This window comes from Lactobacillus hamsteri DSM 5661 = JCM 6256, from assembly GCF_000615445.1.
GTDB classification, from domain to species: Bacteria; Bacillota; Bacilli; order Lactobacillales; family Lactobacillaceae; genus Lactobacillus; species Lactobacillus hamsteri.
The window spans coordinates 39,481-53,796 of record NZ_BALY01000007.1 but is presented as its reverse complement, the minus strand read 5'-3'; the positions used below and the strand labels follow the sequence as shown (position 1 = coordinate 53,796).

The 14,316-nt window shown below is 36.5% G+C and carries 11 protein-coding genes and 1 pseudogene; 10 read left to right on the top strand and 2 right to left on the bottom strand.

Features of this window, described 5'->3' with window-relative positions:
• Nucleotide 1 precedes the first annotated feature (1 nt).
• From glmU to JCM6256_RS03120, 6 genes are all read left to right on the top strand, one after another.
• A complete protein-coding gene (gene glmU / locus JCM6256_RS03145) occupies nucleotides 2-1,387 on the top strand; it encodes a bifunctional UDP-N-acetylglucosamine diphosphorylase/glucosamine-1-phosphate N-acetyltransferase GlmU (protein WP_025080365.1) in 1,386 nt (461 codons plus the stop codon).
• A gap of 100 nt (nucleotides 1,388-1,487) precedes the next feature.
• Nucleotides 1,488-2,189 carry a hypothetical protein gene (locus JCM6256_RS03140; protein ID WP_025080364.1) on the top strand — a complete coding sequence of 234 codons (702 nt, stop codon included), beginning with the start codon at nucleotides 1,488-1,490 and terminating at the stop codon, nucleotides 2,187-2,189.
• 101 nt (nucleotides 2,190-2,290) lie between these two features.
• Complete coding sequence (locus tag JCM6256_RS03135) at nucleotides 2,291-2,962, top strand: hypothetical protein (RefSeq protein WP_025080363.1); 672 nt, start codon at nucleotides 2,291-2,293, stop codon at nucleotides 2,960-2,962.
• 164 nt (nucleotides 2,963-3,126) lie between these two features.
• Complete coding sequence (locus tag JCM6256_RS03130; RefSeq protein ID WP_025080362.1) at nucleotides 3,127-4,791, top strand: SLAP domain-containing protein; 1,665 nt, start codon at nucleotides 3,127-3,129, stop codon at nucleotides 4,789-4,791.
• A gap of 177 nt (nucleotides 4,792-4,968) precedes the next feature.
• Nucleotides 4,969-6,012, top strand: coding sequence for a MupG family TIM beta-alpha barrel fold protein (locus tag JCM6256_RS03125; protein WP_025080361.1), 1,044 nt, complete (start codon nucleotides 4,969-4,971; stop codon nucleotides 6,010-6,012).
• An 87-nt stretch (nucleotides 6,013-6,099) separates the two neighbouring features.
• Nucleotides 6,100-7,074, top strand: coding sequence for a ribose-phosphate diphosphokinase (locus JCM6256_RS03120; protein ID WP_025080360.1), 975 nt, complete (start codon nucleotides 6,100-6,102; stop codon nucleotides 7,072-7,074).
• 70 nt (nucleotides 7,075-7,144) lie between these two features.
• Here the strand turns inward: JCM6256_RS03120 and JCM6256_RS03115 are convergent, their stop codons facing one another.
• A complete protein-coding gene (locus tag JCM6256_RS03115; protein WP_025080359.1) occupies nucleotides 7,145-8,509 on the bottom strand; it encodes an HD domain-containing protein in 1,365 nt (454 codons plus the stop codon).
• A 94-nt stretch (nucleotides 8,510-8,603) separates the two neighbouring features.
• Between JCM6256_RS03115 and JCM6256_RS03110 the strand changes: the two genes are divergently transcribed.
• From JCM6256_RS03110 to murA, 4 genes and pseudogenes are all read left to right on the top strand, one after another.
• A complete protein-coding gene (locus JCM6256_RS03110) occupies nucleotides 8,604-9,008 on the top strand; it encodes a YwiB family protein (RefSeq protein WP_025080358.1) in 405 nt (134 codons plus the stop codon).
• A 46-nt stretch (nucleotides 9,009-9,054) separates the two neighbouring features.
• Nucleotides 9,055-9,609, top strand: a complete 555-nt coding sequence (gene rpoE / locus JCM6256_RS03105; RefSeq protein ID WP_025080357.1) for a DNA-directed RNA polymerase subunit delta — start codon at nucleotides 9,055-9,057, stop codon at nucleotides 9,607-9,609.
• 126 nt (nucleotides 9,610-9,735) lie between these two features.
• Nucleotides 9,736-11,355, top strand: coding sequence for a CTP synthase (gene pyrG / locus JCM6256_RS03100; protein WP_025080356.1), 1,620 nt, complete (start codon nucleotides 9,736-9,738; stop codon nucleotides 11,353-11,355).
• A gap of 125 nt (nucleotides 11,356-11,480) precedes the next feature.
• Nucleotides 11,481-12,781, top strand: a pseudogene (murA, locus tag JCM6256_RS09565) (UDP-N-acetylglucosamine 1-carboxyvinyltransferase).
• Between the two features lie 89 nt (nucleotides 12,782-12,870).
• Here murA and JCM6256_RS09560 read toward each other — a convergent pair.
• Nucleotides 12,871-14,262 carry a C69 family dipeptidase gene (locus JCM6256_RS09560; RefSeq protein WP_238318567.1) on the bottom strand — a complete coding sequence of 464 codons (1,392 nt, stop codon included), beginning with the start codon at nucleotides 14,260-14,262 and terminating at the stop codon, nucleotides 12,871-12,873.
• Nucleotides 14,263-14,316 lie beyond the last annotated feature (54 nt).

The following is a 14,316-nucleotide window of genomic DNA, read 5'->3' as shown; positions in this document are numbered from 1 at the left end:
AATGAAAAAATTTGTAGTTGTTCTTGCTGCAGGCAAGGGTACACGCATGAAGTCCAAGCTTTACAAAGTGTTGCACAAGGTTTGTGGTAAAACCATGGTTGAACACGTTGTTGATGCGGCTCAAGGCGTGGAACCTGATAAGATCGTAACTATTGTTGGTACAGGCGCTGAAGATGTTGAAAAAGTTTTAGCAGATAAGTCTGAATTTGCCTTTCAAGAAAAGCAATTAGGTACTGGTGATGCTGTTATGACAGCTAAGGATGAATTGGCTGGCAAAGACGGCGCAACTTTAGTTGTAACTGGCGATACTCCACTGTTTACTGCTGATACTTTTAAGAGTTTGTTTGCATATCACCAAGAAAAAGGCAATGCTGCAACAGTTCTTACTGCAGAAGCTCCAAATCCATTTGGCTATGGTCGAATTATTCGTGATGATCAAGGCAATGTTTTGCGTATTGTTGAACAAAAAGATGGTAATGCAGAAGAATTAAAGGTTAAGGAAATCAATACTGGTGTCTTCTGTTTTGATAATAAGAAGCTTTTTGAAGCTTTGAAGCATGTTGGTAATGACAATGCTCAAGGCGAATATTACTTAACTGATGTTCTTGAGATTTTGCGTAATCAAGGTGAACGCGTTGGTGCCTACAAGATGCCAGACTTTAGCGAAAGTTTAGGCGTAAATGATCGTATTGCGTTAGCTCAAGCTACTAAGATCATGCAAAAGAGAATTAATGAAGCTCATATGCGTGACGGTGTTTCATTTATTGATCCTGATACTGCCTACATTGATAGTGATGTTAAGATTGGCAATGATACTGTTATTGAAGGCAATGTTGTTATTAAAGGCAACACTGAAATCGGTAGCGATTGTGTAATTACTAACGGTTCAAGAATTATTGACTCTAAGATTGGTAATGGCGTAACCATTACTTCTTCAACTATTGAAGAATCTGAAATGGATGATAATACTGATATCGGTCCTAACTCCCACCTTCGTCCAAAGGCAATTATCCGTAAGGGTGCCCACATTGGTAATTTTGTTGAAATTAAGAAGGCTGAAATTGGTGAAGATACTAAGGTTGGTCATTTAACTTATGTTGGAGATGCAACTTTGGGTAAGGACATTAATATCGGTTGTGGTACCATCTTTTCTAACTATGATGGTGTTAAGAAGTTCCATACTAATGTTGGCGATCATTCATTTATCGGTGCTGGTTCTACATTGATTGCACCTATTAATGTGGCTGACCATGCCTTTATTGCTGCGGATACAACAACTACTAAGGATGTTGGCAAGTACGAAATGGCAATTGGTCGTGGCCGTCAAGTCAATAAGCCAGATTACTGGCACAAGCTTCCTCTTTCTAAGGATAAGGAATGGGAATAAAGTATTTTAATTAAAATGAAAAGGGATAGTCTTAGGACTATCTCTTTTTTGCTCTATAATAAGGTTTAAAGTTAGTAAGTTATATGGGTAAGGATTAATTATGAAACGAAAAAATATAGTATTGGGGATGATGGTTTCTTTAGGAATGATTTCCTTTGCTTCATCTCCTGTTTTAGCAACTAATGTTAAAAAAGCTAAAACAAGTCTAGTAGATAAAAAGAAAACAGGAGCGAAAACTGCTAGTAAGAAAAAAACACAAGAGCAGGCAAAAAATGATAAAAAAAGTATAGAGTCGTTAACAACGTATTCTAAACTCAGCTATGTGGTTGTAAATAAAAATACTAATTTTATAAATAGTCAAAATAAAAAGACGAAATCTGTCGCTAAAAAGGGAAAAGGTTATCGAATTTATTATGTTCGCTATAGTGGAAGCAAGATTTTTTATGGTGTTAGCAAAAATAAGTGGTTGCCAGCTTCCGTGACTCACGGTACGGTTTGGTACAAAGAGGACAATAATAATACCATGATTTTGTCGACAAATAAGAAGGGGCAGCTATCTTATCAACTTTATGAAGCTGTAAATGTCATTGATTTAATTTTAAAACGTAATTCATATGTTTACGATGATCAAGGGATGCTTGAACGGAATAAAGACAATAGCATTATTTTTTTGAAAAAAGGAAAAAAGCTAAAAGGATATTCAGTTCGCAGTATCAATGGTAAAAAATTTTATATTACTAATCATGGGTGGATTAAGTTTAATAACGTTGAGAAATATACTTCAAAAAAATCTAAAAAATAATTATTAATTTTACCAATTCTTAATTCCTTTAGTTTTCATTTTGGCTTACAATATTAGTCGAACTAATAGGTTTAATTTTTTATATATGAGGAAGATAAAATATGAAGTTAAGTCATAAATTAGCTATGGTTTCTGTTGCTGCATTAATGGGTATGAGCCCAGTTGTTGGTGTAGCTGTTAATAATGCAAATGCTGTTCAAGCAGCAACTGTTTACAAGACTTATGGTAAAAACAGTAAGATTACTGCTACTAAGACTATGTACTTTGTTGATGCTAATGGTAAGAAGACTAGCAAGAAGGCATATGAAGGTGGCAAGTACATTATCTGGCTTGTAAAGAAGATTAATGGCAAGACTTACTACGGTATTCAAACTGATGGCAAGTACTGGATTCCAGCTTCAGCTACTAAGGGTAAGGTAAGCTATTCTACTAAGAAGACAACCAAGAAGGCTGATTCTGCTTCAAAGAAAGCAACCAAAAAGACAACTTCATCAAAGAAGTCAACAACTAAAAAGACATCTAAGAAAACTACTTCTTCAACTAAGAAGGTAACAAGTTTAAAGCCAGTAAAAATGGTTGCTATTCGTGCTACAAGAGTTTATGACCAAAATGGTAAATTGGCTAAGACCTACAAGGGTAGTAAGAAGTACACTATTCTTGGTAAAAATGTGAAATTTGATGGCTTAGGTACTAAGACTATTAAGGGTGTTAAGTATGTAGCATTAGAACCTAACCGCTTTTACGTTAAGGCAAGCGATGTAAAGGAAAGATAATCTATATTACATAGATATTAATTATTAGTTATAAAGTCACTTCATTTGGAAGTGACTTTTGCTTTAAGTTAAAATAACTAATAGATAAACAATTCTTGCTTTAATTATGTTAAGTCTTACAATTATTAATAAACAAGTTTAATTTATATGAGGTTGAGGTATATATGAAATTAAGTCATAAATTAGTTATGGTTTCAGCAGCTGCATTGATGGGTGTTAGTCCCGTTATTGGTGCAGTACAAAATACAACTGTAATGGCTGCAACAACAAAAAAGAAGGCTGCAGATAAGTCAACAAAGAAAGTTGAAAAGACTACTAAAAAGACAACAAAGACAACTTCCGCAAAAACAACTAAGAAGAGTAGCAAGAAGACAACTTCATCAAAGAAGACTTCAACAGCTCCAAAGGCAGACGTAATTGTTTTGGCTCGTAATTCTTATGTTTACGATCAAAATAGTAAGCGTAACAAGAACTATAAATTTAATGGTGAAAGTTGGCCTGTAATTGGTAAAGGTGCTTCTCTTAAAGTTAACGGTACCAAGACTATTGATGGCAAACTTTATTACTCAATTGGTGGCAACAATTACATTAAGGCTGTTAATGTTGCTACTTTCAATGGCAAGAAAGTTAACACTACTACTTCTTCAACAAGTTCTAATACTAAAAAGATCAAATTAACTCATAACGCATATGTTTATAATAAAAATGGCAAGCGTATCAAGTCAGCAGGTACATTAGCTAAAAACTCAACTATTAGATTCTACAGTACTAAAAAGATTAAAGGTAAGAGCTACTTCTACTTGGGCAAGGGTCAATATGTAAAAACTGCTAATGCAAAGAAAGTTGAAAAAGATGATGAACCTAAGGTAGAAGATACAATAATTACCTTGGTTAAAAACTCTATTGTTTACGATGGTGAAGGCAATCCATATACACCAGAACAGAAATATTCACGTGGCGGTCAATATATTGCATTAAATGCTAAACAAATAGCAGGAAAATGGTATTACCAAATTGGTAATGACGATGGTGATGGAGAATGGATTAAGGCAGTCAATGCTGTGGTATCTCAAGGTCCAGCTTTAATTAAAGATCCAGACTACGTTGAACCAAGTGTTAATACTCCAAGTACTGATGTAAATGAAGATGCAACTATAATTACTTTGAAGCGTGATACTTATACTTACAACAATAAAGGAATTCAAAGCACAAGCAATAAATTTGCTGCAGGACATAAATTACGTGTAACAGAATTAACTTGGATTTGGGTTCCTGCTCAAAAACAAGCTTATGAATTTTATAGATTAACTAGTGATCCTTCTGGTTATATTAAGATGGAGGATGTTGACACTGTTGTCGGAAAGCAATTAATTACAACTAATACTGATCAAGAAGCTCAAGAGGCAGGAGTTGTAGCAAATAATAATGATAAATCAGCTTTAAATACTGCAATTAATGGTTCTTCAGCTGTTGTAAATAGCGATAAGTACAAGCTTTCATCAACTACTTTAAGAGATGCATATGATACGGCTTTAGTAAATGCCAAGAGTGTCGTAAATTCAAATACTTCAACTATTTTATCTGTTAACACTGCACTTAGTGACTTAAATAAAGCACAAAATGCATTAAATGGTGCCAAAATTAAGGTGTCTAGTTTAAGTAATATTAGTTCAAATGAAGCTTCAGCAATCATTAATTTAGTAGCTTCAGTAACAGGGGTTAGTCAAAGTTCTATCCAGTTTACCAATGGCAATACTCAATTAGTTATTGTAGGAGCAAATAATTATACTAAGACTGTTCCCGTATCTGATTATGCTTCGGTAGAATAAGTATAAAAAATATATTTAAAAAACATTATCCATTCGGATAATGCTTTTTTGTTTTGATTACATTTTTTATACAAAAATACCTAATAACGATTTGAATTAACTTTTTAGATTAAAATATAAAAGTAATAGAAAGCGTTTTATAGAATGGGTAGATTTATTTAGAGGATAAAGAATAGAATGTTAGGTTTTTCTATGTATTTAAGCCGCATGCTTACTGCGGACGATTATAATTATTTAATTGCGATGCGCAATGCTGGCTTCAATACTGTTTTTACATCGATTTATGTTGATGAAAAAGATGCTGAAAGCATAAAAAATCGTTTGAATGAATTAGTTAAGTGGTGCAAAAATCTTGATCTTGAGATTATTGCAGATGTTACTGCCGAGGAACTTAAAAAATTAGGAATAGATATTAATGATGTTGGTCAAGTACAAAGCCTAAACTTAACCGGCTTGAGAATTGATGATGGCGTAAGGATGGAAACAATTGCAAAATTATCTAAATCCATGCCGATAGCTCTTAATGCCAGTACGATTTCTGAAGAAGATCTTGTTTCCTTAAAAGAATATAATGCAGCTTTTGATCATTTGCAGGCATGGCATAACTTTTATCCCCATCCAGAAACCGGCTTAGATGCCAATTGGCTTAAAGAAAAAAACGATTGGCTGCACAGCAGGGGGTTCAAAACAATGGCATTTGCACCGGGTAATGATAAGCTTGAAGGGCCAATAGGTGAAAGTCTGCCAACGCTTGAAAAGCAACGTCATGAAAATCCTTTGGCAGCAATGCTTGAACTGAAGAAATTATCTTGTGATTATGTTTTTATCGGGGATGCGGGGTTAAAGCGTTCAACTATTGATAGTTTTGAAAATTATTTAAAAAAGAGGGTTATCACCTTACATGTAGACCACGATTTACTTGAGCTTTTTGAAAATGAATGGCATAATCGTCCAGACGCCGCTCGTGACGTGATTCGCTTAAAAGAGTCTAGACAGTTGCAACTCTTAAAAACAGCTCCTGAAGAGCCTGAAAACCGCCCTAAAGGCAGCATTACTTGCGATAACGACAAGTATTTGCGCTATAAGGGTGAGATCCAAATTACTAAGCGTGATTTACCTCTTAATGATAAAGTAAATGTAATTGGACACGTTGTAAAAGATGATTTAGCACTTCTTGATGAAGTAGGCTCAAATACGCAGCTTCTTTTTTTAAAAGCATAAATTGACGAAAATTTAAGCTATATAGATTCATTTTTGTTTAACATTTGCTAAAATAGAAGTTGTTAGCATATTTTTACGGAGGAAATTATGTCTTATAAAGACGATTTAATGATTTTTGCCCTTAATTCAAATGTACCTTTGGCACAAAAGATTGCTGATCGTGTTGGCGTTCCACTTTCAAAATCAAGTGTAGAACGTTTTAGTGATGGCGAAATCCAAATTAATATTGATGAATCTGTTCGTGGTAAAGATGTTTACTTAGTTCAATCAACTAGTGCACCAGTTAATGACAACTTGATGGAACTTCTTATCATGATCGATGCTGTTCGTCGTGCAAGTGCACGTACTATTAACATTGTGTTGCCATACTATGGTTATGCTCGTCAAGACCGTAAGACTCGCGCACGTGAACCAATTACTGCTAAGCTTGTTGCTGATATGCTTCAAACTGCAGGTGCCGATCGTGTTCTTTCACTTGATTTGCATGCACCACAAATTCAAGGATTCTTCGATATCCCTGTAGATAACTTGATGGGTGCACCACTTTTGGCTGACTACTTCTTGCGTAATAATTTGGAAAAAGATGCAGTTGTTGTTTCTCCAGACCACGGTGGTGTTACTCGTGCAAGAAAGCTTGCTGAATTCTTAGGCACAGGTATTGCGATTGTTGATAAGCGTCGTCCTAAAGCAAATGTTGCCGAAGTTATGAACATTATCGGTGATGTTAAAGGCAAGCGTGCAATCATTATCGACGATATGATTGATACTGCCGGAACCATTACTTTAGCTGCCCAAGCTTTAATTGATGCTGGCGCAACTGAAGTTTACGCTTCTGCTACTCATGCTGTTTTATCAGGTCCAGCTATTAAGAGATTGAATGATTCACCAATCAAGAACTTGGTATTGACTGATTCAATTAATCAACCAGCTGAAAAGAAGCTTGATAAGATGCTTTTGGTTTCTGTTGGCCCACTTATGGGTGATGCTATTAAGCTTATTCAACAACATCAACCATTATCACCACTCTTCAACACTAGATATGAAGAAAAGAACGAAATTTAATTTTGAATTTTGTTTGATAAAAAATAAAAGCTTAGGATCTTCTCCTAAGCTTTTTTGTTAGCTTGAATAATTAATTCTTTTTTCTAGGTTTGCGTAAGTAGCGAAGTTCACCATTGCGGACATATTTTTGAAAATCTTGATAGAAAGGATCAAAAATTTGTGGTTCATCACTATTAGAAAGCATGACTTTAGGAAAGAAAAATCTTTCATCCCCTTGGAAAGTTCCATTTAAGGCGCGAACCAATGGGCTTAATTCGGATAATTCAATTAGCGTACCATCGTCTTGCATGATTTCAATTTGGCTATTGGCATTTTTGCCAGTTGGTTTGTAGGCATCATAAGGTTCATCAAATGCTGAATTGGTGTCTGTGTAGTATTGAGGATCAAAGCCAACCTGCTTGATTAAATCTTTGAGCTTAGGCAAAAGATTCTTGGTTTCTTCGTTGATTTTTACACTTGCAAGAGGCTTTCTGAATAAGTAGCGTTTGCACAAGTCAGAAAGAATTGGATCATTAGAATCAGCCCACATTGAGAAGTTGGTTTCCATGACACCATCATCGAGCTTTAAGTAGTCCTCTAAATTCCAGTTGCCTTTAAGAAATTTAGCTAAACTTGGTGTGACCTGTAAGTTGCCGTCCGCGTAAACGTCTTTGGCTCTTTGAAGCAAATGATGCAAAATAACTTCCATTGAACGACCAACACGATGGAAATAAACTTGTTGATACATTTGATAACGGGACACAATATAATCTTCGACAGCATGCATCCCGTTATTAGTGAAACAAATTCCATCGCTATATGGACGGATCACGCGTAATATCCGTGATAAATCAAATTGACCATAGCTTACGCCTGTGAAATAAGCATCACGCTGCAAGTAATCCATTCGATCTGCGTCAGCCTGGCTAGAAATCATTTTTACCACTTGAGCATTAGGATAAGTTTTTGCAATCACACTTGCCACTAGTTCAGGAAAGTTGGGAGCAACTTGCTTTAGTGCCTGGTTGATTTCAGTATTAGGGTCGGTGATAATCCGTTGACCAATTTTTTCATGATTAGTGCCAAATAAGTGCTCAAAGGTATGAGAATAGGGACCATGACCAATATCATGCAACAGGCCGGCACATTCTACTAAAAGACGATTATTATCATCCCAGAGACCATCTCCAGGGCGTGTAGAAGGATATTTTTTAGCGAAAATATCACAAATTCTTCTTGTTAATTCGTAGACGCCTAAATTGTGTTCAAAGCGCGTATGTGTAGCACCAGGAAAAACATAGCTGATAGGACCTAATTGTTTAATTCGGCGCATTCGTTGAAATTCTTTTGATTTTAAAATATCTAAAATAACTTTATCTTCAATATGAATGTATTCATGGACGGGGTCGCGCAATACGACTTCGTGATCTAATTTTTCACTTTGAAATCTTACCATAGAAAAATTTCCTCAAGCTGAATTGTTAATTTTTTAGTAAATATAGATTAAAATATAGTATAACTATTTAAATTATAGCAAACAAGGCATTGATATGACTAAGATAAATATTGATTTAACAAGCAAAATCACACAAGAAGACGAAACTGAAACTTTTAACAGAAAAGCAGTAGGCGAGATAAAATTTGATGATGAAATTACTCGTATATCTTACTTGGAAAATGGCGAAATCCCTGTTAAAATGCTGCTGAAGGACAATGAATTGATTATTAGGCGTGGGGTAGATAGCAATAATTATTCTCTAATGCGCTTTGTCCCAGGTGAAAAACAGGCTTGCCGCTATGTGGCAGTAGGTCGGCAAATGGATTTAACTAGTGTTACTAATTTACTAGAATATGAAGACCAAAAAGACGGATCACAAAAACTTCATGTTGAATATGACCTGTTTAGTGGTCTATACTTAGTAGGTAACTATACAGTCACGTTGATTTTTACTTAAACGCTTAGTAAAATAGTAAAGATTGTAAAAGAGAGGACGTACAACTGTGGGATTAGACAAGTTTAAAGACAAAAATCGCGATGAATTGTCAATGATCGAAGTTGCTCGCGCAATTTTGGAAGACAGCGGCAAGAGAATGGCTTTTGCTGATATTGTTAACGCAGTACAAAAATATTTGAACAAGAGTGACGAAGAAATTCGTGAACGCTTGCCACAATTTTATACTGATATGAACACTGATGGTGAATTCATTTCTATGGGTGAAAACGTTTGGGCACTTCGTTCATGGTTCCCATACGAATCAGTTGATGAAGAAGTTAACCACCCAGAAGATGAAGACGAAGAATCAGTTAGAAAGCACCACAAGAAGGTTAATGCCTTCTTAGCTTCAGCTACTGGTAGCGATGATATTATCGACTACGATAATGACGATCCAGAAGATGATGATTTGGATGCAACTGCTGAAGATGAAGATTCTGATGATTACAATGATGATTCAGAATACGATGAAGACAATGACGATACTGATGACAGCTTGCCAGATGGTATCGAAGGTCAATTGTCACAATTGAATGACGACGATGATGACGAAGAAAATTAATTTGCTTGACTTAATTCAAAAAAGCAGATAATATTTTTCTTGGGCACCCTATGTGCGTTTAGCTCCCTGAATGAAGGGAGCTTTTTTGTTTTAATAGTGAATCGTTGATAAAGGAGAAAGCATCAAATGACAAAATATATCTTCGTTACTGGCGGTGTCGTATCTTCACTTGGTAAGGGGATTACAGCATCAAGTTTAGGACGTTTGCTTAAGAACCGTGGTTTAAAGGTTACTATGCAAAAGTTCGATCCATACATCAACATTGATCCAGGTACAATGAACCCATACCAACACGGTGAAGTTTATGTTACCGATGATGGTACAGAAGCTGACCTTGACTTAGGTCACTATGAAAGAATCGTTGACGTAAGAACTAGCAAGTATTCTAACGTAACTACCGGTAAGATCTACCAAGAAGTTTTGGAAAAAGAACGTCGCGGAGACTACCATGGCGCAACTGTGCAAGTAATTCCTCATATTACTGATATGATTAAGAAGAAGATCATGCGTGCTGCACTTACTACTGACTCAGACGTAATTATTTCTGAAATTGGTGGTACTGTTGGTGATATTGAATCAACTCCATTTATGGAAGCAATTCGTCAAATGCGTCGTGAAGTTGGTGCAGAAAACGTAATGTACATTCACTGTACTTTAGTTCCATATCTTCATGCTGCTAAGGAAATGAAGACTAAGCCAACGCAACACTCAGTTGCAGAACTTCGTAGTATTGGTATTCAACCAAACATGCTTGTTCTTCGTGCTGAAAAGCCAATTGATCAAGAACATAAGGATAAGATTTCTACATTTACTGATGTTCCAGTTGAAAGAATTATTGAATCAATTGACGAACCATCATTATTTGATGTTCCTTTGTCATTCCAAAAGCAAGGCATGGATCAAAAAGTTTGTGACTTTTTAGGTCTTAAGAGTCCACTTCTAGAAGCTGACATGAAGGCCTGGACTAGACTTGATGAACGTGCTAAGAACTTGAAGCACCATACTAAGATTACTTTAGTAGGTAAGTATGTAGAACTTGAAGATGCATACATTTCTGTTACTGATGCTTTGCAACACGCAGGTTACCTTTACAATACCAAGATTGATGTAGATAAGGTTCAAGCTGAAGACATTACTGAAGATAATATTGCTGAAATCATGGAAGGCTCAGATGGTTTGATCGTTCCTGGTGGTTTTGGTACGCGTGGTCTTGAGGGCATGATTACTGCTATTAAATATGCTCGTGAAAATGATATCCCATTCTTAGGAATTTGTTTGGGTATGCAAATGGCCAGCGTTGAATTTGCTCGTAATGTTTTAAATCTTGAAGATGCTAACAGTGCTGAAGCTGAACCAGACTGTAAGAACAACATTATCGATATTATGGCTGATAAGCGTGATGAAGAAAATATCGGTGGTACTTTACGTTTAGGTCTTTACCCAGCCACTCTTAAGAAGGGTACCAAGACTCGTGCAGCTTACGATGACCAAGATGTTATTCAAGAACGTCACCGTCACCGTTTCGAATTTAACAACAAATACCGTGAATCATTTGAAAAAGCTGGCATGGTCTTCAGTGGTGTTTCTCCAGATAATCACTTAGTTGAAATTATTGAACTTCCAAAGAAGAAATTCTTTATCGCTGCTCAATATCACCCAGAATTCTTGAGTCGTCCACAACGTCCAGAAGGTTTATTCAAGTCATTCATTGGTGCTGCTAGTGATTTACCAGCAAAAGAAATTTAATCGACTTTGATCATACAAAAGCTTAAAATTACAGGAGATGAGCAAGGCTCACCTCTTGTTTTTTTTGCAAATATCCTTTAACATTATAATGATTATTGAAAGTAGAAAAGGATTTGTTTTCGCCAATGAAGCAGATGATTATTCATGGTGGAAAACCCCTGCAGGGTGATGTTTGGATTGGTGGCGCAAAGAATTCCACTGTTGCGCTAATTCCAGCTTCTATTTTGTCTAGAACCCCGGTTACTTTGGAAGGTGTTCCAAGGATTGCCGATGTTGATAACTTGATGGATTTGCTGGCTGAAATGGATGTACATTGTGATTTTCACGAAACCACTTTAAAAATCAATCCGGAAGATATTAAAATGAGCCCATTGCCAGCTGGTAAAATTAAGAGTTTGCGTGCTTCTTATTATTTCATGGGAGCACTTCTTGGTCGGTTTGGCAAAGCAATTGTAGGTTTTCCAGGTGGTGACGATATCGGCCCGCGTCCCATCGACCAACATATTAAAGGCTTTGAAGCCTTGGGCGCTAGTGTAAAGAATGAAAATGACCAAATTATAATTACTGCTCCTGAAGATGGACTTAAGGGTGCAAAGATTCATCTTAAAATGCCATCTGTTGGAGCAACAATGAATATTATCATGGCTAGTGTTACCGCTAAGGGACAAACCATTATTGAAAATGCCGCTAAGGAACCTGAAATTATTGATTTAGCTACATTTTTAAACAATATGGGGGCAACTATTCGTGGTGCTGGTACTGATTCAATCAGAATTGAAGGTGTTGAGCAGCTTAAGGCTCAAATTCCTCATACAATTATTCCTGATCGAATTGAAGCCGGAACTTATGTATCTTTAGCAGCCTGCATTGGTAATGGTATTCGTATTCATAATATTATTGAAGAACACCTTGATTCCTACCTTGCAAAGGTTGAAGAAATGGGTGTTGTTATTGATGCAGATGAAGATTCATTATTTGTTTATCCTGCTGGTGAACTTAAGATGGTTCAAGTTAAGACCGATGTTTATCCAGGATTTGCGACAGATTTGCAACAACCAATTACGCCACTTCTTTTAACTGCTAAGACGGGCGAAGGAGTTGTGATTGACAATATCTATCCAAAGCGAATTGGTCATATTGCCCAACTTCAAAAGATGGGTGCTAATATCAAGCTGAAGATAATATTATTTTGGCCCACCCAACTGAAGAACTTCATGGTGCAGAAGTAACTGCAGGTGAAATTCGTGCAGGCGCATGTTTGATGATTGCAGGTTTGATGGCAGATGGTACAACCGTCATTGATAAGGCAGGTAATATCTTGCGTGGTTACGATCGGGTGCAAGAAAAATTACGTCAACTTGGTGCAGATGTTAAAATCGTTGATGATCCAGATGTACCTGGCGTGATGGATTCAGTTGAAAATTAATAATAAAAAAGAGATTGGAATTTCCAATCTCTTTTTGTATTAGTTAAATTTATTTATAGATTAATCTAATAAATCATACTTCAAAGTCATCAAACCATGACCTTCGTCAACCATTTGACCAAGAAGTTCAACAGTGTTGTTGTAAACAGTGTCAGCCATCTTCTTGTTTGCTTCTTCAAGCTTAGCTTGTAAGTCCTTGTCGCTGAGCCTTCAACGGCTTTATCAGTATCATGCTGGATATTGTGGCATTGAGCTAAACTCTTTTGTTCAAAGGCATCTTCAAGTTCGCCGTAAACACGGTAATTAGTGTCACCGAGTTGAGCAGTTAACTTGTTAAGCCAGAAAATCTTGTTCAAGTTGAACTTAGGAGTTGTTTGGAAACATTCTGGAGTATCAGTTACGTTTGTGTAGAATGGGACCATACTATTGAAAGTGTTTGGACCAAATGCTAACCATTGAACACCAGCAATTTCTTCAGGAACATCGTTTCTAATTTGCAAAATGTGAGTTTCAAAGTTTCTGTTAATACCAATTGGACGGAAAGTCTTCTTTTGTTCAGCAGTACCTTGATCACCATATGCATCGTATGGAGTGTCTTGGTAGTGTGAGCTTTCAGCCCATTTAATATCTTCAATGCTGATCTTACGGTTTGCGTGGCAAATGAATGGTTGGTCTTGGTCGCTTGGCTTGCCGCCAAAGTCAGGATCGAAGTAATTGTGAATGTACCACGCACGAGGGTTATTGTAGTGAGCATCTTTAATGGTAGAAGAACCAAAAATGTGACGCATGTTGTAACCTTCACGGTCTGGGTTCAAGTGGTATTCTTCAATTAAATCCTTCAAGTCTTCTGAGCAAGCAAAGTCAGGATCATCAAATTTGAATTCATCAATGTTCAAACGGTTAGGTGCAATTACGTAAGCATCGTCAGGAATACGACGAGCTGCCCAGTGATGACCACCGATAGTTTCAAGATACCAAATTTCGTCTTTATCTGAAAAAGCCATACCGTTCATTTCGTAAGTTCCGTATTTTTCAAGAAGGTAACCTACGCGCTTAACGCCGTCTTTAGCTGAGTGAAGGTAAGGAAGAGTCAAAGTAACGAAATCTTCTTCACCAAGTCCGCCTTCTGAAGGATCAAGAAGTGGATCAACACCTTGGATGCGTGAATTAGTTGTGATGGTTTCAGTAGCGGTCATTGCTACGTTTTCAGAGTTAATGCCGGCAGCACCCCAAATACCATTTTCGCCTGAAACATCAGGAGCGCTAGTGTAGCGAAGTGGAGTTTCAGCTAAATCTTCATCGTCAATTACTTGGTGACTAATAACACTTTCGTAGTGTTTAGGTTGATCTTCGGGATTAACAGCCTTAAAGCCTTCAGGGATAATAGTTCGACCGCCGTCTTCACTACGTGCGATCATGGTTGAACCATCAATAGTTGCGTTTTTACCAACTAAAATAGTTGTACATTCTGTTTGTTTCATAGATTGATTCCTTTCTTATTCATTATGTATATTGTATGGGAAAAAAGGTAAGAA